Annotated in this window: 20 protein-coding genes, 1 tRNA gene, 2 pseudogenes and 1 riboswitch; of the genes and pseudogenes, 11 read left to right on the forward strand and 12 right to left on the reverse strand. The window is 47.3% G+C overall.

Annotated features, from left to right (window positions below; all coding sequences use genetic code 11):
• Nucleotides 1–4 precede the first annotated feature (4 nt).
• The gene (locus QOS01_RS05060) at nucleotides 5–1,120 is read left to right on the forward strand and encodes an exonuclease SbcCD subunit D (RefSeq protein WP_283621373.1); all 1,116 of its coding nucleotides are present in this window, start codon (nucleotides 5–7) and stop codon (nucleotides 1,118–1,120) included.
• A gap of 1 nt (nucleotide 1,121) precedes the next feature.
• The gene (locus QOS01_RS05065; RefSeq protein ID WP_283621374.1) at nucleotides 1,122–4,226 is read left to right on the forward strand and encodes an AAA family ATPase; all 3,105 of its coding nucleotides are present in this window, start codon (nucleotides 1,122–1,124) and stop codon (nucleotides 4,224–4,226) included.
• 44 nt (nucleotides 4,227–4,270) lie between these two features.
• Here the strand turns inward: QOS01_RS05065 and QOS01_RS05070 are convergent, their stop codons facing one another.
• From QOS01_RS05070 to QOS01_RS05080, 3 genes and pseudogenes are all read right to left on the reverse strand, one after another.
• Nucleotides 4,271–4,612, reverse strand: a complete 342-nt coding sequence (locus QOS01_RS05070; RefSeq protein WP_283621375.1) for a hypothetical protein — start codon at nucleotides 4,610–4,612, stop codon at nucleotides 4,271–4,273.
• Between the two features lie 42 nt (nucleotides 4,613–4,654).
• Nucleotides 4,655–5,593: a diacylglycerol/lipid kinase family protein gene (locus tag QOS01_RS05075; RefSeq protein ID WP_283621376.1), complete on the reverse strand. Its 939-nt coding sequence runs from the start codon at nucleotides 5,591–5,593 to the stop codon at nucleotides 4,655–4,657.
• A 20-nt stretch (nucleotides 5,594–5,613) separates the two neighbouring features.
• Nucleotides 5,614–6,201: pseudogene (locus QOS01_RS05080) on the reverse strand (N-acetyltransferase family protein).
• 297 nt (nucleotides 6,202–6,498) lie between these two features.
• Between QOS01_RS05080 and QOS01_RS05085 the strand changes: the two are divergent.
• Together QOS01_RS05085 and QOS01_RS05090 are read left to right on the forward strand one after the other, a co-directional pair.
• Nucleotides 6,499–7,095: a TetR/AcrR family transcriptional regulator gene (locus tag QOS01_RS05085; RefSeq protein ID WP_283621377.1), complete on the forward strand. Its 597-nt coding sequence runs from the start codon at nucleotides 6,499–6,501 to the stop codon at nucleotides 7,093–7,095.
• 156 nt (nucleotides 7,096–7,251) lie between these two features.
• Nucleotides 7,252–9,183 carry an NAD(P)/FAD-dependent oxidoreductase gene (locus tag QOS01_RS05090; RefSeq protein ID WP_283621378.1) on the forward strand — a complete coding sequence of 644 codons (1,932 nt, stop codon included), beginning with the start codon at nucleotides 7,252–7,254 and terminating at the stop codon, nucleotides 9,181–9,183.
• A gap of 133 nt (nucleotides 9,184–9,316) precedes the next feature.
• On the opposite strand, the gene QOS01_RS05095 is transcribed toward QOS01_RS05090, so the two are convergent.
• From QOS01_RS05095 to QOS01_RS05105, 3 genes are read right to left on the reverse strand one after another with little or no spacing between them, the layout of a single operon-like run.
• Entirely contained in the window at nucleotides 9,317–10,300 is a 984-nt protein-coding gene (locus QOS01_RS05095) for a lipoate--protein ligase (protein ID WP_283621379.1), read from the reverse strand.
• Nucleotides 10,300–11,181 (reverse strand): lipoyl synthase, encoded by an 882-nt coding sequence (lipA, locus tag QOS01_RS05100; protein WP_283621380.1) that lies wholly within the window; start codon nucleotides 11,179–11,181, stop codon nucleotides 10,300–10,302. Before lipA ends, QOS01_RS05095 begins: the two co-directional genes overlap by 1 nt.
• Before the next feature lie 18 nt (nucleotides 11,182–11,199).
• A complete protein-coding gene (locus tag QOS01_RS05105) occupies nucleotides 11,200–11,442 on the reverse strand; it encodes a biotin/lipoyl-containing protein (RefSeq protein WP_283621381.1) in 243 nt (80 codons plus the stop codon).
• A 267-nt stretch (nucleotides 11,443–11,709) separates the two neighbouring features.
• Between QOS01_RS05105 and QOS01_RS05110 the strand changes: the two genes are divergently transcribed.
• Nucleotides 11,710–14,628, forward strand: a complete 2,919-nt coding sequence (locus QOS01_RS05110; protein ID WP_283621382.1) for a YfhO family protein — start codon at nucleotides 11,710–11,712, stop codon at nucleotides 14,626–14,628.
• A 72-nt stretch (nucleotides 14,629–14,700) separates the two neighbouring features.
• On the opposite strand, the gene QOS01_RS05115 is transcribed toward QOS01_RS05110, so the two are convergent.
• The 4 genes from QOS01_RS05115 to QOS01_RS05130 are packed head-to-tail and all read right to left on the reverse strand — an operon-like array spanning nucleotide 14,701 to nucleotide 17,411.
• Nucleotides 14,701–15,165 (reverse strand): ABC transporter permease subunit, encoded by a 465-nt coding sequence (locus QOS01_RS05115; protein WP_283621383.1) that lies wholly within the window; start codon nucleotides 15,163–15,165, stop codon nucleotides 14,701–14,703.
• A 13-nt stretch (nucleotides 15,166–15,178) separates the two neighbouring features.
• Nucleotides 15,179–15,781 (reverse strand): amino acid ABC transporter permease, encoded by a 603-nt coding sequence (locus QOS01_RS05120; protein ID WP_283621407.1) that lies wholly within the window; start codon nucleotides 15,779–15,781, stop codon nucleotides 15,179–15,181.
• A gap of 35 nt (nucleotides 15,782–15,816) precedes the next feature.
• Entirely contained in the window at nucleotides 15,817–16,650 is an 834-nt protein-coding gene (locus QOS01_RS05125; RefSeq protein WP_283621384.1) for a transporter substrate-binding domain-containing protein, read from the reverse strand.
• 17 nt (nucleotides 16,651–16,667) lie between these two features.
• On the reverse strand, nucleotides 16,668–17,411 hold the full coding sequence (locus QOS01_RS05130) for an amino acid ABC transporter ATP-binding protein (RefSeq protein ID WP_283621385.1): 744 nt from the start codon (nucleotides 17,409–17,411) through the stop codon (nucleotides 16,668–16,670).
• Between the two features lie 230 nt (nucleotides 17,412–17,641).
• Here QOS01_RS05130 and QOS01_RS05135 point away from each other — a divergent pair, with 230 nt between their 5' ends.
• Together QOS01_RS05135 and QOS01_RS05140 are read left to right on the forward strand one after the other, a co-directional pair.
• Nucleotides 17,642–18,217, forward strand: coding sequence for an RNA 2'-phosphotransferase (locus QOS01_RS05135; RefSeq protein WP_283621386.1), 576 nt, complete (start codon nucleotides 17,642–17,644; stop codon nucleotides 18,215–18,217).
• Between the two features lie 70 nt (nucleotides 18,218–18,287).
• Nucleotides 18,288–18,361 (forward strand) — tRNA-Pro (locus tag QOS01_RS05140).
• Nucleotides 18,362–18,421: 60 nt separating this feature from the next.
• Here QOS01_RS05140 and QOS01_RS05145 read toward each other — a convergent pair.
• Nucleotides 18,422–18,823: an ASCH domain-containing protein gene (locus QOS01_RS05145; protein WP_283621387.1), complete on the reverse strand. Its 402-nt coding sequence runs from the start codon at nucleotides 18,821–18,823 to the stop codon at nucleotides 18,422–18,424.
• Nucleotides 18,824–18,897: 74 nt separating this feature from the next.
• Between QOS01_RS05145 and xerS the strand changes: the two genes are divergently transcribed.
• Nucleotides 18,898–19,968 (forward strand): tyrosine recombinase XerS, encoded by a 1,071-nt coding sequence (gene xerS / locus QOS01_RS05150; protein WP_283621388.1) that lies wholly within the window; start codon nucleotides 18,898–18,900, stop codon nucleotides 19,966–19,968.
• A 55-nt stretch (nucleotides 19,969–20,023) separates the two neighbouring features.
• Here the strand turns inward: xerS and QOS01_RS05155 are convergent, their stop codons facing one another.
• The gene (locus QOS01_RS05155) at nucleotides 20,024–20,335 is read right to left on the reverse strand and encodes a heavy metal-binding domain-containing protein (RefSeq protein ID WP_283621389.1); all 312 of its coding nucleotides are present in this window, start codon (nucleotides 20,333–20,335) and stop codon (nucleotides 20,024–20,026) included.
• Nucleotides 20,336–20,676: 341 nt separating this feature from the next.
• On the opposite strand from QOS01_RS05155, the gene QOS01_RS05160 reads away from it, so the two are divergent.
• The 3 genes and pseudogenes from QOS01_RS05160 to QOS01_RS05170 form a co-directional block, all read left to right on the forward strand.
• A complete protein-coding gene (locus tag QOS01_RS05160; RefSeq protein ID WP_283621390.1) occupies nucleotides 20,677–21,531 on the forward strand; it encodes a patatin-like phospholipase family protein in 855 nt (284 codons plus the stop codon).
• Between the two features lie 17 nt (nucleotides 21,532–21,548).
• Nucleotides 21,549–22,202, forward strand: coding sequence for a site-specific integrase (locus QOS01_RS05165; protein ID WP_047767022.1), 654 nt, complete (start codon nucleotides 21,549–21,551; stop codon nucleotides 22,200–22,202).
• 72 nt (nucleotides 22,203–22,274) lie between these two features.
• Nucleotides 22,275–22,381, forward strand: a riboswitch (TPP riboswitch).
• 45 nt (nucleotides 22,382–22,426) lie between these two features.
• A pseudogene (locus QOS01_RS05170) lies at nucleotides 22,427–22,564 on the forward strand (hydroxyethylthiazole kinase); the annotation flags it as partial.
• Nucleotides 22,565–22,621: the final 57 nt, after the last annotated feature.

A 22,621-nucleotide genomic window follows, 5' to 3' on the forward strand; every position in this document is an offset into this window, starting at 1 on the left:
TTTGATGCGATTTTTACATACGGCAGATTGGCACATTGGTAAAACCCTCAACGGCTTTAGCTTACTGGATGACCAGCGTGAACTTTTCAAGCAAATTGAGGGCGTAGCAAAGGCAGAACAGGTTGATGCCATTGTCATTGCTGGGGACCTGTATGATTCGAGCATCCCCAACGAGTCAGCCGTTCGTGTTTTAAACAACATGCTTAAGCAGCTCAACCTCACTGATAAATTTCCGGTCCTGGCAATCAGTGGGAACCATGATTCGGCCCCCCGCCTGAGTACGGGAGCCGACTGGTTTTCATTCCAGAACTTCTTCTTACAGACTAGCCTTGAAGGAGCCTTTAACCCGGTAGTCCTGGGAAATACCCAGTTCTTCCTTCTCCCCTTCTTTGGCATCCAAACAGTTCGCAATTATTTCAACGATCCGAAGATTAAGAATGTTGACCTGGCAATGCAGCGAATCGTGGCTGAAATGAAGAAGGCGTTTGCCCCAGATAAGAAGCATGTGCTCGTTGCCCATTTCTTTGCCGCCGGGAGTAAAAGAACAGCGGATTCGGAAACGTTAATTGAGGTTGGGGGGCTTAGTCCAGTTTCGACGGAAACACTGGCACCATTTGATTACGTTGCCCTGGGCCACCTTCACAATAAAAACGCCCTCCATGATGGGCGAATCAAGTATAGCGGTTCACCGATGAAGTTTTCCGTCTCGGAGGCTAAGCAGGAGAAGGGGATGTGGTTAGTGGATACTGAACCCTTCCAGGTCAAGTGGATCCCCCTAAAGCCAGTCCACGATATCCACCTCTTGAAGGGAAGCTTTGCTGATCTTGTTAAAGATGCTGCACAGCAACCGACTGACGATTTCTATGACATTGAATTGACTGATAAGGGAAGAATTCCCGACGTACTTAACCGCTTGCGAGCTTATTATCCTAAGATAGTGGCCCTTCACCGGACTGTTTTCGCACAAATGATCCGTAACCAGGCCAACGCCAAGCGGGCTCAAGCGGCGCCTTTAGACCTTTTAACCGACTTCTATAGCGAAACAACCGGGGACCAGCTATCACCGACCCAATTAAGGGTGGCTAAGTCAACATTAAGTGAAATTGAAGGGAGGAAGTAGGATGCGACCAGAGAATATCATTCTTGACTACTTTGGGCCATATAAGCATGAAGCAATTGACTTTACCCAGTTCTATGACCGCCCCCTTTTTCTTGTCGCCGGAAACACTGGAGCGGGGAAGACGACAATCTTTGATGCTATGTGCTACGCCCTTTTTGGCCAAACAACAAACGATCGTGACCGCTCCGCAACGGACCTGCGTTCCGACTTTGCTCCCGCCGATCAGGAAACCAAGGTATCGTTCACCTTCAACCACCAGGGGACAAGTTATCGGATAACCCGGCGCCCCAAACAGGTTCTTCAAGGCAAGCGGGGGAAATTGATCCAGCACAATCAGGCCGTTAGCCTCATCTACCCGCTAAACTCTTCTGCACCCCACGAGCTAACTAAGGTAAAGGATGTTGATTCTTTTATCGTGGACCTTCTCAACATGACTAAGGACCAGTTTAAGCAGATTGTCCTCTTACCCCAGGGCAAGTTCCGTCAATTCTTAGACTCCAATAGTAATGATAAGGAAGCACTCTTGCGGGACCTCTTCGGGACCAGTCTATACGCTAAATGGTCTGACCAGCTCAAGGGCCAACTCAGGGGCCAGAAAAACAACTGGGAAAAGCAGCGAACACAAATCCAGTCGGCCAAGGAATCCCTTACCCAGGTCGATCCCCAGTTACCAAATAGTCAGTGGGGTAGCGCTGCAGCGGAGTATTCCGCATCGTTGGGCCAACAGCTCAGTAGTTTAAAAGCCAGCCAGCAGCAGCTACAAAAGGATGTTGATGGGTACAATGATCAATTACACAGTGAGCAACAACTCAAAAAGGCATTCCAGGAGCTAGCGGAGGTCAAAAAGAAGGAGAAAGCCCTGCTTGAACAGCGGCCCAGCATTGAGGAGATTTCCCACCGAGTAAACGACCTCCAGTGGTTTCAAAAGCATCAGTTGCTCTATCACCAGTGGCGGTCTGACAAGAAACGTAACGACCAGCTGGAAGACAAAATAGGGGAGTTAAGTACAGAATTAGCCGATACGCATACTAAGCATGCGGCGATGGCTGCAGAGTTGGATAGTCTTCAGGGCCAGGAAGCAAAGATTAACAACTTGAAACGTCAGCATGATCAGCTAAAAGAAGTGCTTCCGCTATTTCAAGATGTTGATGCGGCACGGACAAAGTTGGCGGCACTGACTAAGGAAGTTACGGATAACCGAAAACAGGAAAAAGCTGTCCAGGATAATGTAATCCATTTGACTAGTCAACAGGCACGGCTTACTGACCAACTGAAAATCAAGGACCAGTTGGCTGCAGAAGAGGTCGAAATTGCCAAGAAGCAGGCCGCATACCAGCGCCTGCTTCAGGAAAGCCAGGAACTTAAATTACTGGTCAACAAGCAACTAGCACTTCAGGAGCAGAATAAAGAACTAGCGGATAAACTCCAACGTCAAAAGACTGCTACCGATGACCAAAAGGGCCAATACGCAGATCTTAACGACGCGTACGCCCGCCAGCAAATTGCTGAATTAGCTAGCCGTTTAAAACCGGGTAGTCCATGTCCAGTTTGTGGTGCACTTGACCACCCCCAGCCAGCCCATTTTTCCCAAAACGGACCAGTGGTCACCGAAGGGCAAGTCAAACAGGCCCTTGCCGAGCTACAAAGCTTGCGAACCACTGTTGCCAAACTTAGTGAGCAGCTGCGGCAGGGAGAACGGACCGCTAGTGAGCTGAGTACCCAGATTAATCAATCACGTACGGGGGTTAGTAAGGGTCTCGGTGTTGATAGGCTCCCGAAAGACGATGGGAAGAAACTAATTGCTGACTACGGCGACCAACTCGCACAACAGGAGAAAGACCTGCGAGACCAGCAGAAACAGGTTCACGACTGGCAACATCAATTAAGCGCCGTCAATGATCAGCTAACAGGGCAACAAGATAAGCTCAGCCGGGTCCAGGCGGCCGGTACCCAATTAAGCCGGGATTTAGCGACGAGTCAAACCAGGCTGGACGAAAAGCAGGGGAGGTTGCCGGCTAATTTCACCGACAGTGAAGTCGCTAAAAATCAGCTTAAAAAATGGCAACGAGAAATTGATAAGCATAAGGAACACCTATTAAGTTGCCAGAGTAAAGAACAGGATTTGGCCGAAGAGGTTGCCGTTGTCCGCAGCCAAATTAGTCAAGCAAAGGAAAATCAATCAAAGTTGAAAGAAGAGGTTGGAAAAGCTCATACGGAACTTACCAACGCCCTAAATGATTACCGCCGTGACCTGTCCTGGTCTTTCCTTCAGGAAGCCGCAGAAGACTTAAACGAACTGGAACAATATCAACAAAGGGTTCAAACGTACCAGGGTGCCTTGCACGATACACAAGTCCAGCAGGACCGTCTCCAGGCCCAGATAAAGGGGAAAAAGCAGCCAGATATTGAGAAGACTAAGGCCTCCTTGTCGGCGACCCAACGGCAAGCAGCGGCCATTCAAGAAAAAATTGGCCAAGTGCGGGGACAGCAAAAACTAGCCCAGGAAATCACGGGTAGGTTTGCCCGGCTAATGAGTAATAATCAACAATTAGATGAGCGTATCGGTGAATTACAAGCACTTACCGACGTTGTTGCGGGAAATACAAGTACCCACATCAGTCTGGAGCGCTATGTCCTTCAATCTTATTTCCGGGACGTCTTAATTGTGGCCAATTCGCAATTGGCTCAACTTACGAACGGCCGGTACCAATTTGAGCTTGCTAACGAGAGTCATGGGGCCGGTGCAAAGTGGACGGGCTTAGAGGTCAATATTTACGATGATAATGCCGGTAAAACGCGTAGTGCCCGGACATTATCAGGGGGTGAGAGCTTTATGGCTTCACTGGCCCTTTCCCTAGCTCTCTGTCAGATTATCCAAGAGCAGAGTGGTGGAATCAGCATTGACGCCTTCTTTATTGATGAAGGCTTCGGTTCTTTGGATCAGCAGGCACTGATGGATGCCCTACGCTCATTACAGACGCTTGGTGGCCACCGGATGACTGGGATCATCAGTCACGTTACTGAACTAGAAGACCAGATTCCTGACCAGCTGATTGTCACCGCGCACCAGGGAAGGAGCACGGTCAGCTACCGACATGATTTCTAACGACAAAAGCCACTGCAATCAATTGCTGACTGCAGTGGCTTTTGCTATTCATCGTCGTCTTTTGTTACTTTGCGGGAGACGTTCTTTGCCTGGTCCTCATTGTAGCGGGCTAATAGTATCTGCTGGTACTTGTCCTCAATCACGCTATTAAGGTCCTCATCAGAATCTATCTGTGGTTTTTCTTCCCTAATTTTGTTGAGTACATCATCCGCAAAGCTAAAATTGGGTTTAACCGCCAGTTTGCCGTTCAAGACATCCATTGTTTGATCATAGTCCAACACCGTGAGGTCCCAGGCCGAGCGATCGGCATCCGGTTGGTGCAAAACGTCCTTACTGTTTTTAAGATCCTCGCGAAAACCATTCTCATCATATTCTGCTTCTGCCATTTGTCCGTCAGCCTCCTTATTTCGCTAGTAAATTATATCATTTTATAAGGTCTTCTCCCAGAACGGGTAGGAGTCACAGGTTAAGCGAAGGTGGTAGGGCAATTTCCCCGGTTCTTCACCGTCAAGTTGACAATCCTGCGAGCTACTGATTTGGTATTCAAGCTTACGCGCACGAATTACCCGTGCCTGGCGCGAATAGATCAAGCGACCGCTAGCAAACATTAACATGGCAGCCAGCAGGGACCACCAGTTTATCTTTTCAACGACCACCAGCTCCAGCTCATGGTGGTTAATTTGAGCGTCGGGAGCAAGGACAATGCCGCCCCCGATGTAAGGGTGGTTGCTGGTAATCAGTAGGAACGTCCGGGAAAGAGTAACCACCCCAGTCCCACCTTTAATTACTGTTTGAAAGGTCGGCTGGGTAAAAAACACCCGAATTGCCTTGGCAATGTAGGAAAGCGTTCCGAGATGGTGGTGGTTCAGAAAGCTTTTTAGCCGGGAATGGTTAGTGGCGTGAACAATGGCTGCATCAAAACCAATACCAATGTTGTTTAAGAAGATCCCGTGCTTGCCTGAAGTTAGCTCCTGAAAGCAGCCAATGTTAATTTCCCGCGGTCGGTCGTTTTTTAGAACCTGTTGAAGGGCAATCTGAGGGTCGGTCGATATCCCGTACCCCCGCGCAAAGTCATTACCGGTACCCGCGGGGATGTAGGCCACCATCAACTTTTCATGTTTTGCCTGCTGGTAAAGGCCATCAATTGCCTCATGTAGTGTCCCGTCACCACCGACCACCACCAGACAGTCGTATTTTCGATGTTTGCCGGTCACTCTGGCGATTGCGCGGGGATGGCCGGGATGCTTACTGAAGCAAAAATCATAGTCAACGTTTTCCTTAGCCAGCAAAGTTTGCAACATACGCCAGACATTCGCTGCCTTGCCACTTCCCGCAGCAGGGTTAATTAGGAATAAGTACTTTTTCATGCGCGACGAAACCACTTCCTTTAGCTTAAATTAAACCGGGCCCTTACCGAATCAAAATTCTTAACTGGAGCGGGCGTCTTTTCATGCGAACCAATGAATTTTTCCATCCAAATCATATCATACCAACGATCGAACCTGTAACCGCAACTATGAAAGTGGCCAGCAAGTTGGAAGCCGCGGTGGCGATGGAAAGCAGCGCTGTTTGTATCTAGGTATGGATCATCGTCGCTTTGCGGGTAGCCAATGCAGGCATTGAGGTTTGTAATATTCATTGAACGACAGACGGCCTAAATTTTGTCATATAGTTGTTTACCGATTCCGTGGTGGCGGACAGTTGGCGCAACGTAAATTGATGTCTCAACCGACCAATCATAAGCTTTTCGAGCATGAAATGGTCTGACATAAGCGTATCCGACCAGGCGACCACCTTCAATGGCAACCAGGTACGGGTACCGTTTCAGGGTTTGAACCATCCTTCTTCGGAACTCCATCACCGTGGGAACCGTGTATTCAAAAGTAATCGCCGTCTTCTCGACATAAGGCGCATAAATTGCTAATAACTGCTCAGCATCAGCTGGCTGGGCAACGCGAATCTGTATTGAACGCATGGATAGGCACTTCCTTTTGCAACAATTAAAAATAGTATACATTTCCTAAGTAGGATGTCCAGTAATTACTAATGAAGACGTTGAAGAGGAGGGCCAAAGCTTTAAAATCAACCTGTCATTAAAATTATAGTTTTAATGCAATTCAAAAAACGAACCGCCCCGAAAATATGCTTATTTGCTGCCCATCAGCAAGCTACATTTTAACCATTATCTTGCATTTTCTGTGCACGACACAAAATTATTTTCCCCAGTCTATGCTAAACTTTAAAAGAATAACGGATAAAAATGGAGGCTCTTATGGCAAACAAAAGTAATAACAGAACTTTGATTATGGATGCCGTTGCCAAAATCATCACTAATGATGGCTATGGTAGCGTTTCAATGAGTCAAGTTGCCAAGCTGACTGGATTATCAGTGGCAACTGCTTATAATTACTTTGCGAATAAGCAAGACATGATTATCACTACATACCACGAAGCATGCGAGCGCCTTAATCAGTATATCATCGACCACGTCAGCAAAAACGGTGCCCCGGACGTTAAATTGGCTTCTTATATGCACGCCATCTATGATTTCTCAAAGATACAGCCGACGACTTTTCTGTTCACTAATAGTATCTTCAATAGTCCCATCAACCCTGAAATATCGCAATCTGACCAATGGATTGACTCAATCATGCAGCCCTGGATCAAAATAGCACGTGATGGTATTCAGCAAGGCTATTTTCGGCAAATGGACCCGCTCACATTGATCTACTTAGCATATAGTAACGTGAGCTGTTTTATCGTTGATACCTTTAACCACAACATTTCTCCAGATAGTACATCAATTGATGAAATCATCATTATTTTCTTAAACGGTATTCAAAATCCCAAATATATTAATAATCATTAATCCCAGTATTTGCTGATTATAAAGCAATTATAGGCATGTGACCATTCTCACATTGACATAATATTAATATTCATTTATAATTTATTTGTGAAATAAATGTAAGCGCTTATGTTTAGTTAATTACCACATGTTTATCGATTGCAGGAGGCAACTACTATGAATTCCTTATTTGATCGAACAAGACTAGGAACAATGCGGCTTAAGAACCGCGTGTTCATGTCACCGATGGGCACCACTGGCGAAGCGGATGGCTCCTATAACAATGAAGCCATCAATTACTTTGAAGAACGTGCCAAGGGTGGTGTCGGAATGATCATTACCGGCGCTAACGTCATTTCAACTAAGTTTGAACCCCGGCCATGTACCGAACTCTCTAATTTTCACCATGTGGAAAGGCTTAATATGCTAATTGACCGTTGTCACCACTACGGGGCAAAAGTTTGTGTCCAGCTCTCCCCTGGCCTCGGTCGGCAACAATTCACGGACCCCTTCACCCCACCTTATAGTGCAGGAAGTGTACCGTCCTTCTGGTTTCCAGACCTTAAATGCAAGCCGTTTAGTGAGGAAGATATCCAATACCTAGTTAAAAGGATGGGTTACTCCGCAAGTTTAGCCATTAATGCTGGTGCGGATGCGATTGAGCTTCACGATTACGGTGGCTACTTATTAGATCAGTTTCAGTCCAAGCAGTGGAATAACCGGACTGACGAATACGGCGGCTCGCTCGAAAATCGGATGCGTTTCACCTTACAATGTATTAAGGCCATTCAGGATAATGTACCAGATGGTTTCCCAGTTATTGTTAAGTTCACGCCTGATCAGCGGGTTAAAGGCTTCCGGACCCTGGACGAGGGTCTAAAGATTGCTAAAATCCTTGAAAATGCTGGGGTAACCGCCCTCCACGTTGATACTGGGTGCTATGAACAATGGTATCAGGCAATCACAACGGTTTATAGTCCCGAGGCAAGTAAGCTTGATGTCCAGAAAGCCGTCAAAGAAGTTGTTAGCATCCCCGTCCTTGGTGACGGGAAGCTAAAGAATCCGTTAACTGCCAAGAAGGTCGTAGCCGATGGTGACCTAGACTACGTTGGCCTGGCAAAGCAGATGCTTGCGGACCCGTTCTGGGTTAAGAAGGTCAAGTCCGGCCACACGGACGACATTGTACCTTGCATTGGCTGTAACGAATGTCTTGCTGCCGGCTTTTCTGGAAAGCACTACTACTGCACAGTAAACCCGCTATGTTACGCTGAAAAATCCTTCCGCCTGCCACAAAGAGACGACAAAAAGCGTGCAGTACTCGTAATCGGTGGTGGACCCGCTGGCATGGAAGCGGCAATTACTGCCAAGAAACGCGGGTTTGAGGCAACTATTTGGGAGAAATCCGACCGTCTCGGCGGACTGCTGTGGGCCGCTGGCGCTCCGGAATTTAAGCACGATGTTAAGAACCTGCTTAACTACCTAGTTACCCAATGTAATAAGGACGGGGTAAACGTTATTTACGATAAAGAGGCAACAAAAGCCGACCTTAAACAGGCCCAAGGTCGGTTTGATGAAGTAATCCTTGCTACGGGATCCTCACCAGTCACGACTTCTATCTCCGGAATGAAGGAAAACGCGGCTTTCGCGGTTGAATATCTTAACCACCGTATTGATCGTGGTCACCACGTTGCAGTGATTGGTGCAGGGCTTACGGGAACCGAAACTGCCTGCGATTTGGCCGAACAAGGCTATCAGGTGGACCTGTTCGAACAGCTACCGAATATCCTGCAAAACGCTAACGAGTGCTTAAACAACGAACAACATTTAAAGGCGAAGGTTGCCGCAGATAATATTACCGTCCACACGAGTGCGACAGTTAAAGAGGTCCAAAATGGTCAAGTCACATACCTTGATGACCAACAGCAAGCGCAAACACTGAACTGTGATACTGTTCTGAACGCGATTGGTTTTCAATCAAACGACCAGCTCAGCAATGACCTCTATGCTCTCTTTGACGACCACGCAAATGTTATCGGTGACGCATTGCAGCCACGTAAGATCATGAACGCGATCCACGAAGGTTACCACACTATTAGGACAATGGAATAAAAGCGAAACCCCAGAAAGCACAAAGAGGGCGCTAGCGTTCGGAAAATTCGAACACTAGCGCCCTCTTTATATACTAATACACTATAGCATTTTCAACTATCCAGGAGACTGCCATAGCCTCTCTGGATTCACTTTACCCAAACAACAGATCTAAAACTTGTTCGGTAGTAATATTTTGAATTGGGGTTTTCTGCAACCACTGGTCCAACACCGGACGAATTGTTGCAGGCTGAAACATTTTCCCAGCCAGCGCCTTCTCTAGTCCCTGGACATCCAGGTTACTGAAAAAGTCACCAGTAATATGAATCTGCTTTAAATAACCATGGTCGACGTTCACCGCAAGCTTAACAAGGCCCCCACCTGTAAAGTACTTTTCCTTCGTAATTGCTGTCTGTGGAGTTTGCCCGTAGACAAAGGACGGATTAGCAAAGAGTTTTACCTTGATCGCCTGAATCTCGTCCCGGTCAGTACTAGTCAGCGAATAATTCACTACGTTACCGGCCTGGTTAAGAACCGCCTGCTTTAACTTACTGGCAAACTCTTCCGCAGATAAGCCAGGAAGAAAGTCCCGCAGGTTGAGAACCCGCTGGTGAACAGAAGAGATCTTCTTAGCCTTCAGCTTCATTGGGTCAACATGGAGGGCCGCAGTCATTTCATCTATGTTGGCAGCGAAAAGGAGACTACCGTGGTGAACCACGTAACCATTTCGGTTGTATTGAGCATTCCCGGAAAACTTGCGCCCGTTGATTGTCAGGTCATTTCGACTGGAGCGCTTCAGCGGCAGACCCAGTGCGGTCAAAGCGTTACAGATAATCGTCAGGAAACTATCAAAGTCAATCGTTTGCTTTACTGACGGCTTAATGAAGGAGTATTGGAAGCTCCCCCGATCCGTAAAGATAGTTCCCCCGCCCGATAACCGGCGGGCCACCGTCAAGTGGTGTAAGTCAGCATATTCCAGGTTGACCTCGGCTAACGCGTCCTGGTATTTGCCCAGCATAATGGTGGGGTCAGTTGACCATAGTAAGAAAACGAGGTTGTCAAACCCCTTCTTAGTGAGCCAGTATTCCAAAGCAAAGTTATCAGCTGCCTGGTGCCCCATGCTTTGAATGAAAATCATTACCGGCTTACCCCAACGGAGGCTAATTCAGCACTAGCCTTGTAGGAACTCCGGACAAGTGGTGAACTGGCAACGAACTTGAAGCCCTTATCCATCGCAACGTTATAGTACTTCTGGTAGCGCTCCACGGGGACCCATTCCTTGAGTGGGTAGTGTTTTGGTGAAGGCTGGACATACTGGCCAATGGAAAGGAAGTCAACACCAGCATCAATCAGGTCATCCATCGTCTGGTAAACTTCATCGTCTTTTTCACCCAGGCCCAGCATGATCCCGGTCTTAACGTAGGTTCCTTCATGAGCGTGTTCGTGAGCGTAACGTAAGACGTTCAATGAGTGATCATACGTTGCCCGGTGGTCACGAACCAGTGGTGTAACCCGGCGAACCGTTTCGATGTTGTGGTTAAAGACATCCGGCTGGGCATCCAAGACCCGTTGTACAAGATCGGTCTTGCCCTGGAAATCGGGTGTCAAGACTTCAATTGTCGTGTGGGGTGACAGCTCCCGAATTGCCTTAATAACCCGCACAAACTGGTCAGCCCCGAGGTCGGGAAGGTCATCCCGGTCAGTACTGGTAACACAGACGTGCTTCAGACCTAATTCTTTGATCGCCTTAGCAACCCGCATTGGTTCCTTCAAGTCAACGGGTGCTGGGCGCTTATGGGGAACATCGCAGAAGCGACAGTTCCGCGTACAGTAAGGTCCTAAAATCATAAATGCCGCTGTTCCCGTCCCGAAGCACTCACCAACGTTTGGGCAGTTTGCTTCGGCACAGACGGTATTCAAGTTGAGCTTGTTTAACAGCTTACTAACGTGCTCAACCTTTTCTTCATCATAGCGAACTTTTAACCAACTTGGCTTTTTTGAAGCTAAACTTTCGGTCATAGATAATAGCCAGCCTTTCTATTCATCAACTTCGATTGTTGCAACAACATCCCCAACAGAGACGGGATCGCCTTCGCTGACTTTTTGCTCCTTAAGTACTCCAGCAAAGTCGCTTGGAACTTCGCTAATTACCTTTTCGGTTTCCACTTCAAAGAGCGGGTCACCCTTCTTAATTTGGTCACCGGGTTGTTTCTTCCAAGTACCGAAAAAGTAATCATCAGACTTGGGACTTAACTTGGGCATTTCAATATTCTTTAGCATAATATTCACTTCCATCCATTTTGTCCAATAACAATCCGCCTAAAGTATAGCACCAATCCTTTCTGAACAGTAACCGCTTTCAAAATTAACTGCTTTTTACTTATAATAAAAAGCTAATCAAGGGAATTTGTCCGGATATTTATATGAACGACTTTGGAATAATTAGTTAGCTCACAACTACACTAGTCTCTTAATTGATATTCACATTGTTGGCTGTAAAATGCTAAAATATTAGTATTTGAAATATTGAGATGGAGTTATTATATAATGAATTTTTCATTTGAAAATAAGCGCCCATTAAAGATGCTCTACCTGAAGTACACCCTGGTGTTCATCTTCTTGGCGGCTTGTATTTTTGGGACATACCTGGTGACTGGACACACCTTTATCCTTAGTAAGGATGCTTTGAACCAGCACGTGCCCCTGCTGGCTAATTATCGCCAGGCACTAATCAATTTCTTTCACCATCCGGGCCACTTTTCCTTCTGGTCCTGGCAAATGGGGCTGGGGACCGATACCTTCCAGGTCTATTCCTATTACACAATTGGCGACGTCTTCGCTTACCTCGCCCTCCTCTTTCCGGCCGCTAAGATAACACTAGCTTACCAGGTAATCGGAATTATCCGAATGTACTGTGTTGGCTTAGCCTTTGTTTACTTTGCCCAGCACTTCAAATTCCGTGATAACGTGATATTGGCGGGGGCGATTACCTACATGGTGAACGCCTTCCTCCTTTATGCATGTATTGCTCAGCCCTTCTTCACAACCCCGTTCATCCTCTTCCCATTAATTGTGGTCCAGATTGAACAGGTCCTTCAGGGAGGCAGTGCCTGGCCGCTGACGGGAGTATTCATCTGGATGCTGGTTAGCAACTACTACCTGGCCTTCGTTCTCGGTATCGGCGCCTTTTCCTACCTGGTATTACGGGTCCTGACCCACTACCGCCACCGGCTCAATTACTTACAGACGTTTGCTAAACTCGCCTTTGCCACAATTACTAGTATTCTAGTGTCCGCTGTGATGCTGGTTCCCGAGATCATGGCCATCACCAACTCGACGCGGACTGGTGCCGAGTTTGCCAACGGACTCAAGGTTTACCCGCTCTACTACTACCTCTTTTTACCCAAGCAACTGATCAACGGTGGGCAGTGGTACTTCATGTACTGGACGGCGCTTGGAATCGTGTCAATTGGGTTCATCGCCCTGGTCTACATTTATATGCACTCCCGCCAGTATCCCTTACTGACCATTAGCCTCTTCTGTTCTTTGGTGATGCTTCTCATTCCCGCGGTGGGTGCGTTCTTCAACGGAATGATGTCGGCATCGAACCGGTGGACATTACTGATCTACCTGCCGTTAGCAATGGCCGTCTGCCTGCTGGTCCAGCATGCCCCCGTAATCAGCCGGCACGAACTAAATGTTCTGAGCCTGGCCACCGGGATTTACGTCCTGGTCCTGACCGCCACCTACTTCTTTGACAACAAGGATGACAGTTTTGTACCCGTCATCTTCCTGATCGTTTCCCTAATGGCTCTCTGGGCCGTAAAGATTCAGCCGGCAATCAAACTCGACCGCTACCTGCTTTTGATCATCCTGCTCAATGCTGGATTTAACGCTATCTACTCCGCCTTCCCCGCCAAGGGAAACTTCTCAACCATGATGCTCAGCCGGGGTGAGTACCAGGCCATCACCGCGAATCGCTATGGTGGCCTTGACAAGGGCCTTAAGAAGAACCCCTTTTACCGGGTCTCGACGGTCAGTCAAAACCAAATCATTAATAATAACACTAGTCCCGATGGCCTCGGACCCAACCTCGATAACGACCTAACCTCGGGCTTGCATAATATTGACTCCTACTATTCCCTGCAGAACAAGTACCTCGGTCAATTCAATAACTCCCTGCAGAATAACCAGTACCAGGCGAATATCCCCATCCGGCAGGCCGATGACCGGTCCGTGATGAATAACTTCTTCGGTGTTCGCTACCTCTTTGTCCAGAGCAACGGGAAAAACGCCCTGAAGATCCCGCATGGTTACTTCCTCGATAAGGCAACTGACCCCGTCATCAACTACGACGTTGGCCAGCCGAGCCCAAATAGCATCAAGAACAACAAGAAGTTGCTGGTGCCCACCCAGACAATTCGTTACAAGAGTAACCAGGCCTTCCCACTGATGTATTGGCAAGGTAATTACATCAGTAGAGGTCGTTACCAGCGTTTATCGCCAAGTGAAAAGGAGCGCGCCCTGGCCAGTGGGGTCCTTGTTGATGGCAAGACCAAGGGGATGCGCCCAGCTAAGTTAACCCGGGCCACCGTAATAAAGAGTCAACTGGTTTCAAACCGGCTAAATAAGGTTAACCCTCACCATCTGAAATACACCGATAGCGATGAGTATTACCAACTGCAGTTCCCTGAATTGCAGAATACGGCGGTAGCGCGCCGCTACCGGGGGAGTGAACTGCACATTGAATTTTCCAAGATTAAGTACACCCCATTTACGATGCGCGAGCAAATCAAGTATGACAAGCAACACCTCCAGCAGATGGCCGTTAATCCGGGAAGCGTTATCAACCAGCGTTATAACCAGTATAAGTACTGGCGCTACCACGTCTTGAACGGGTCACCCGACATTAGCTTTAAGCTCAATTATAATAGTAAGTTTGGCACAGCCAGTGTCATCCAGGCCAAGCAAAATGTCCTGTCCCTGTTCAAACGGGTAACAAACTCGACGTTAAACATTGGCTACTACAATGGTAAGCTTCCGGTAAGTTTGAAGTTCCAGCCGTCCAAGCTGGGAAACTACCAGCTCCACTACCGGGTCGTGGCCGTTAAGCTTGGTCGCCATTACGACCAGCAGGTTCAGGCAATCCAACGCCATGCCCTTAGGGACATCCACTTCAGTTGGAATAGCTTCCGGGGCCAAATCACAACAGACCGTTCGGGGGTATTGACCTCCTCGATTCCATACTCAACGGGTTGGTCCGTCAAAGTTGATGACCATCCCGCTAAGACCGTCCGCACCGACCAAGCCTTTCTCGGGGTTTGGCTGCCCCGGGGTAAACACCACGTTACCTTTACCTACCAGGTACCCGGATTATTGACGGGGGCCAAGGTCAGCCTGATTGGCCTCATTTGGCTTTCCTGTGCCGCCCTGGTTTCAATTATCTGGAAGAAGAAGAGTAAGTAAACAACAGAAAAGGTCCACTAACGTTCAAAGAAAATGAACATTAGTGGGCCTTTAATAATTTTGGAAAGCCTGCTAGGCTAAGTGCCGGCGCAGGTACTTAGCTAGTAATGACAATGAGTAACAGACAATGAAGTACAGGACCGCCAGCGCAACGAACATTGGGATAATGTAATTAGTGTTTTGCCCGTAGTCGATTGAATTAATTCCTGACCGGACGATTTCGGCGACCATTGCCGACTCAAAGATTGACATGGCAAGGATGGCGGCCGGAATAATTTCGGGCTTGATTCCAATATTTGGCAAGCCAAAATAGGTGAAGAAAATAATCAACAGTAACGGCAAGTTTCGGATAATATCAATGATAAAACCAACAATTGCGGAAAGGTACTTAAATTTTTCGTAGCGAATAATACCTAGGATGGTTCCTAAAATAAAACTAACAACGATTGAGGCCACGGAGATTTCAATTGTGACCCACAACCCCTGTAAAAGGAAGCGGATGTTGATCCAGGAATAGGCATCAATGAAGTTTTGCATTTGTTCCACCCCCTTAAGCCAGTTTCTTTTCCAGGTGCCGCATGTAATAGCTAAGCGGCAGGGTGATAATCAGGTAGAGCACCCCGACGATGAAGTAGGTCGGCATCGTCTGTAGGGTGTCGTTTGCAATCAAGTTTCCCTGGTACATCAGGTCGAAGCCGGCAACGAAGGCCAGAACGGAGGAGTTCTTTACCAGGTTGATAAACTGGTTACCTAGTGGTGGAATTACGACCTTAAACGCCTGGGGCAGGATGATGTAGCGCATTGCCTGAGTATAGGTCATTCCGTTGGCCAGGGCCCCTTCCAATTGACCCGTTTCAACGGAGTTAATTCCCGCCCGGACCGTTTCGGCAATGAAGGCGGAGGTGTACAGGGTTAGGCCAATCGTGCCCGCCGTAAAACCGTTGATCTTGGCGATATACATGGGCACAATCAGGAAGAAGCCCATCGCAATCACCAGTAAGGGGATGTTCCGAAAGACTTCAACGTAGACACTACCAATTACCCGAATAACCCGTTTCTGTGAGATTTCCAAAAGGGCAAAGAATGTCCCAATAATTAGACTGCCAATCAAGGCAATCACGCTGCAGAGGATGGTGTTCCATAACCCCAACAGGAGCGGTTACCACTGGCTCGAAATTAAATTAATCATTACCGCTTCATCTCCTGGTAATTAAATCCTTTGACATGACCAAACCACTTCAAGAGAAGACGGTTGTAAGTACCGTCTTTTTCAACCTGGTCGAGTGCCCAGTTGAGCTTCTTGCGAAAACGGTTTTGGTTCTTGTTTACCGCAATTCCATAGGGCTCCTTAGTGAAATTACCACCAACCACCTCGTAGTGGGGATTTTCGGCGGCCATCCCGTACAAGATTCCGTTATCCGTCGTCAAGGCATCACCCTGCTTGGACTTCAGGGCGGTCATCGCCTGGGCATAGTCGGATAACTGCAGGACCCGGGCCCGCGGGGCAAACTTCGCCACGTTCATGACGGAATTAGAACCCGAAACCCCTAAGATAACCTTGCCCGGTTTGTTCAAGTCCTGGATATTCTTGATGGGGCTCCCCTTCTTAACTAGCAGGGACTGGCCCGCATCGAAGTATGAATGGGTAAAGTCAACCTGTTTTTCCCGTTCCGGGGTAATGGTCATCGTGGCCATAATCGCATCAATGTTCCCGTTCTTCAGCAAGGGAACCCGGGTCCCACTGGTGACGGGGACAAAGGTACATTTCCCATTGTGGCCCAAGATCTTCTTGGTCAGTGCCTTGTCCAGGTCAATTTCGAAGCCTTCCAGTTTGCCGGTCCGAATGTTTTCGAGACCGAATAAGCGGGTATCGGCTTTTACCCCCCAGGTGATCCTGTTGGTCTTCTGGGCGGTGGTCAAGACATCCTGCTCAGCGACTGACTTTGCCCCACAAGCGGACAAACAGGTCAGTAACACTAACCCCAGGAAGGCGGCTGATATCAAGCGCCAAATCTTACGCATGACTAATCACCCCTCCCTCACAGATGGCCACTGATCTTGCTCATGAATTCGCGGGCCCGGTCGGTAGATGGCTGGTCGCCAAAGAACTTCTCGGTTGAGTCATCCTCAAGAATCTGCCCATCGGCCATGAAAATAACCCGGTCGGCAACCGCCCGCGCAAAGCCCATTTCGTGCGTCACCACCAGCATGGTCAAGTTTGAGTTTTTGGCAATGTCTTTCATAACGTCCAAAACGTCATCAATCATTTCAGGGTCAAGGGCACTTGTCGGTTCGTCAAAGAGGAGACACTTAGGCTTCATTGCTAGGCTTCGGGCAATTGCAATCCGTTGCTTTTGCCCACCCGAGAGCTGGCTCGGCATGCTATCGGCCTTGTTGGCCAGCCCAACCTTATTAAGAAGCTGCATTGCCAATTCATGGTTCTCGTCTTCAGGGCGCTTGAGGACAATCCGCGGCGCCAGCATAATGTTTTCCAGAACGGTCTTGTTTTGGTAGAGGTTGAAGTGTTGAAAGACCATCCCGACGTCCCGACGGAGCTTATTGATATTTGTCTTCTTGTCGGAAAGGTCGTAATTATTAACAATCAGTTTACCGGACTGAATCGGGTCAAGACCGTTGATGGTCCGAATCAAGGTACTTTTTCCTGAACCGGATGGACCAATTAAGACCACCGTTTCTCCGGCATCAACATTCAGGTTGATATTTTTTAGAGCGTGAAATTTTCCATAATATTTTTCAACATTATGGAATTCAATCATTGACATACTATGTACCCCATCCCAATCATAAATTATGTTGTTAAATATGTTATAAACAACGCTTTTAATTATAGGAGTCGCGTTACTATTCGTCAAAGCCATTTTAAGCCGTTGATGACGTCACTTTAGTTCATAAATTACGTAATTTATGGGCCACCCAAAATAGCTTGTTTAGGGGAAATGTGGTTTAATATTATTGAATGAAATAAGCTAGTTAACATAATTCAATTATCGTAATGGGAGATGGTACGATCACTAACCGTGAATTAAAATTTATCAGTAAAAAGATGTCCTATGCCCTGCGCCATAACCCCAAAAAGTATGGAATTAGCCTGAATGAATATGGCTACACCGACCTTGATGACTTCATTGCCGCAATGAACCGGGTCCACCACTTCTCACCTGCCCTGACTAAGGAAACGATTGATGAGGTAATCGCTAGATCAAATAAGAAGCGCTTTGCAATCAGGGGAAACAAGATCTGTGCGCTCTATGGTCATTCCATCCCGGGAATAATTAAGCACCAAGCAGCGGTCCCTCCTGCCATTCTTTTTCATGGCACAGCGCGGCGCTTCATGCCCAGTATCGACAAACTTGGTCTACTGCCGATGCAGCGCCAGTTTGTTCACCTTTCTACTGATGTTGCGACTGCGCGGGCGGTGGGGATGCGTCATGATAGTCACCCCGTAATTCTCCAGGTAGATACAGTGGCCGCCCGCAAAGCAGGCATCGAGTTCTACATCGGTAATGACCAGGTATGGCTTTGTGATGAACTACCAAGCAGATTTTTCAAAGAAATTCAAGGAAATTAGAAAAAGTACTTGCCTATTTACGGACTACTTGGTAGAATAATAAGCGTTCGCTAAAGAGCACTAATAAGTTCGGAAAATAGCTCAGCTTGGTAGAGCACCTGGTTTGGGACCAGGGGGTCGCAGGTTCGAATCCTGTTTTTCCGATAACGACTTAACCGGGAACAGCAACTTCACTTGAAGCTGCTGTTCCCGGTTTATTTTATCCTATTTATTTTCAATCAGTGGCAGGTAAACATTGGCCCACCATTCATGCTTTTCCTGCTCATTAGTTTGACCGTCCCGTTCCCAAGAGACAGGCTTAATCAAATGATCCGGAACCTCGAATAGTCGTTGGCGGCCCTTAACCGGTACCGGCTCGATATGGTAAGACTTCCCCGTTTGAAAGGGCGAAAAACGCCATCCAAAAGTCTTGTCAGGAAAATGGTAGATTCCTTCCAGATTCATGACACATAAGCCGTAGCCGGACAAGTAACCACAAGTTTTGCGGGCATTTGCACATATCAGTACGGGCCCCCGATACTTTGTTTGCCAGCTCCGGTATTCCACCAGTTTTTCACCCCAAGCAACAGCCGCCGCATTTTGGGGATAAAGCGATAAGGCTTTCATATTCTTCCCTTCTTCTACACTTGTTGGTGCCTAACAGTTTATAATAATAAGAAGAGATTTTAAAGGAGGAAAAAATGGAAGCTGATAAGTACCTGAATCTAATTCAAGACGAGCTGAAAAAGCTCCCCGACTACGTAAACGAATACTACCTGGGAACCAACCACGCGGTAACAACGACTTACCAATACCTGACCGAAATTCGCCGTTTCTTTGACTGGCTCCGTATCAGCGGTCTTTGTGACGCCAAAAGCAATCGCGAAATCAGTACCAAGGTGCTTGAAAAACTCCGTCGCAATGACATCATGCTATACATTGACCATTTAAAACACACCCAAAACAGTCAGGGGCACCTCAACTCACCGACCTCAATTAACCGGTCAATCAATGCCCTCCGCTCACTGTTTAAGTTTTTGACGGTCACCGCCGATGTTAATGACGGTGAGTCATACTTTTACCGTAATGTCATGGCCAAGATTGATTCACTAAATGATACCAAAACCCTGAATTACCGTGCCCACACCCTTGCGGCCCATATGTATCGCGGTCAGATGAAGTTTGACTTTATCAACTTCATTAATAATACCTATCCCCAGAAGTGTGACAAGCGGGCCCTTCCAGCATTTAAGCGCAATAAGGAACGTGACGTGGCGATAATTGCCCTAATTCTCGGAACCGGCGTCCGGGTTTCTGAGGCGGCAAACACTAACCTCGCTGACCTCAACATTAAAGAAGGACTCTTAGACGTGGTCAGAAAGGGTGGGCAAAAGGATTCGGTGCCAATTGCTCCCTGGGCAACCCAGTATATTAAGGACTATCTGCTAATTCGGGCTCAGCGTTACCACGCCCTCAAGAAAGATACCGCCCTTTTTCTAACGGTCTACCATGGTGCAACCCGGCGGATGACTGCTAATTCGATTGAACGAATGGTTAAAAAGTATTCAACCGCGTTCGGCCACCCCCTGACGCCCCACAAGCTTCGTCACACCTTGGCTTCAGAAATGTATGAAGTTACTAAAGATCAGGTTCTGGTTGCCCAGCAGCTAGGACAAAAGGGCACCTCGGCCACAGACCTTTACACCCACGTTGATCAGCACCAGCAAAGGGCGGCTTTAAAAGAAATTAGTGATGAAGAAAACAATAAGTAGCTGCTCAAACGGCCGCGATTATCCAGGACTGGATGACCGCGGCCGTTTTTTCTTCCTATTTAAATTTTACTGCCGTTCCGTAAGCAACAACCGACTGCATGTCCGTGCTGATTGAGCCGGAATCGAAACGCATCATCACTACCGCATCGGCCCCCTTTTTATGGGCCTCGTCAGTCATCCTTGAAATTGCCGCTTCCCGAGATTCATGGAGCATCTTAGTGTAGGCCTTAATTTCGCCACCAACGATATTCTTCAGTCCCGCCCCAATATTGCTAAAGACGTTTTTGGACTGGGTCGTGACACCAAATACTTCCCCGATAATTTCATAATCGTGCCCGGGAATTCTTTCGGTTGTGGTAATTAACATAATTTTCCTCCTTGAATATTTCACAGGTTCTGATGTTATTTTACCATAGCGCACAATTAGCTCTGAGCGCAACTAAGATGATCAAGTACCCGTCAAAATGATTTTCAGATCGTCTGAGAGCTAAATACCTTTTTTAATCATTTTTCCAGGGAAAATAATGCTTTGTAAGACTCTTTTGATAAAAGAGTCTTACAATATTTATCGAAGAAGCCCGGTATAATAGGCTTTTAAATCGATGTATTTTTGTGTAAGACTGTTGTATAATTTTTTTAAAAAGTGTCTCACGTAATTAGGCCACTTAATACCCTCCTAATTACTTGAATAAGGAGTTTTGAGTTTTTATGTTATACAATGCAGCTTTAGTTCTTGAAGGTGGCGCCTTTCGTGGCCAGTACACTGCGGGGATCGTTGACACCTTCTTAGCACACCACATTGAATTCCGTAGCGTAATTGGTGTATCCGCCGGTTCACTGTGCGGGGTTAATTTTGTATCTAAGCAGTATGGTCGGGCAGCAAACATCAACATCAACCACCGGCACGACCGGAAGTACATTTCAATGACCCGGATTTTCCGAAAGCAGGTTATTAACCTTGATTACCTCTTTGAAGATCATGGATATTCCTGGCAGAATTTTAACGAGGCAGCCTACCGCCGTTCGGCATCGCACTTCACCGCCGTTGCAACCTCGGTTGAGAGCGGCAAAACTATTCTTTTCAACGATCCCGTTGGTGATGAGTTAACCGCCGCGCTCAAAGCATCATCATCAATGCCCTTCCTGTCAGACCCGCAGCGTACTTCTCAGGGACTCTGCCTTGATGGTGGAATTACTGACTCCATCCCGTATGATGTTGCCCAGCAACAGGGCTATGACAAGATCGTTGTTGTCCGCACCCGGGATGTTAACTACCGCAAGAAGCCTTCCAGTAAGCCTGTTAAGGAACTGTACCACCGCTTTTATAAGGAATATCCGGTCTTTGCTGAAGCGGGGATAATGCGGCCCGTCCGTTATAACCAACAGGTTAACCAGATTAATAAACTCGCCAAAGATGGCCAGCTCTACAACATTGCTCCCAAATCGCCAATTAAGATTAAACGAGTGGAAGGTAACGTTAAGAAGATTCGCCGCCTTTATGAACGGGGGAAAAAGGAAGGCGAGGAGTATTTGCCGGGTCTTATTCGTTACCTAGAGAACTAGTCAAAGGAATGGTAATTATGTCAACTAAGCAAAAAAAACGGATATATGTTCCCAAAAACAAGACCAATGGCCAAATAAAGGGGCGGAAAAAGATTTGGGTAGAAAACGTTAAATTTCTGACCCTGGACGAATACGAAAAGTTAGAGGAGACAATTAAGAAATATTCGCGTCCGGAACTCGTTAACCGCAACCTCCTGATGATCGCGATTGCTCTCAACAATGGTCTCCGTGCTTCTGACGTGGTTACCCTTCGCGTGGGACACGTCTTAAACAAGACTAAGACCCGGGTGATTGAGCAAAAGACCGGTAAGGCAAAGACCCTCTTTTGGAATAATTGTCTGGCGGAAATTATTAACTACCTGAATGACCTCGATTACCATGATGAAAACGACTACCTTTTTCCTGGGAAACAGGATGGCCACTTCTCGGTCCACGGTTTTTATGAAATGCTGCAACGGATGGGGAGGAAGACCGGTGACCCGAAGATTGCCGCCAAACTAGGTACCCACTCCTTTCGGAAGACTTTCGGACGCCAACTATATAAGAAAGGCGTGAACGTAGAAATTATCTCCCAACTATTCAACCACTCATCAGAACGTAATACCCGTCACTATTTGGGGATTGAGCAGGAAGACCTTGATAAAGTTGTTCAGAACTTTAAATTCGAGTAACTGTCATATCGTGCATTATGTCAACTAGCGCTTAGCAATTAGTTGGTGTATAATATATTTAATCAAATAATCGTTTTGCATTAGGGGTGTCTGTTTCCCAGACTGAGATACGGTTAGATCCGTGGACCCTACGAACCTGTTAAGTTGACACTTGCGAAGGAAAATGCACATCTTGTTTAATGACCAGGTTTTTTGACCTGGTCTTTTTTGTTAGGAGGCGGCCAATGAACAAACATATCATTTCCCAACTACGTAACCAGCACCCAATTGTATTCACCATTGCTAACACCGTAACTAGCGGTAAAGTTGCCGACGGACTGAGTGCGCTGGGCATCTCACCGATAATGTCTCTTCAGCCTACTGAAGCTTTAGAACTTGCTAAGCTTGCCCAGGCGGTGGTAATCAACCTGGGTACCCCC

Origin of the sequence: Limosilactobacillus avium (assembly GCF_947381485.1) — a bacterium.
In the GTDB taxonomy this organism is placed as follows: domain Bacteria; phylum Bacillota; class Bacilli; order Lactobacillales; family Lactobacillaceae; genus Limosilactobacillus; species Limosilactobacillus avium.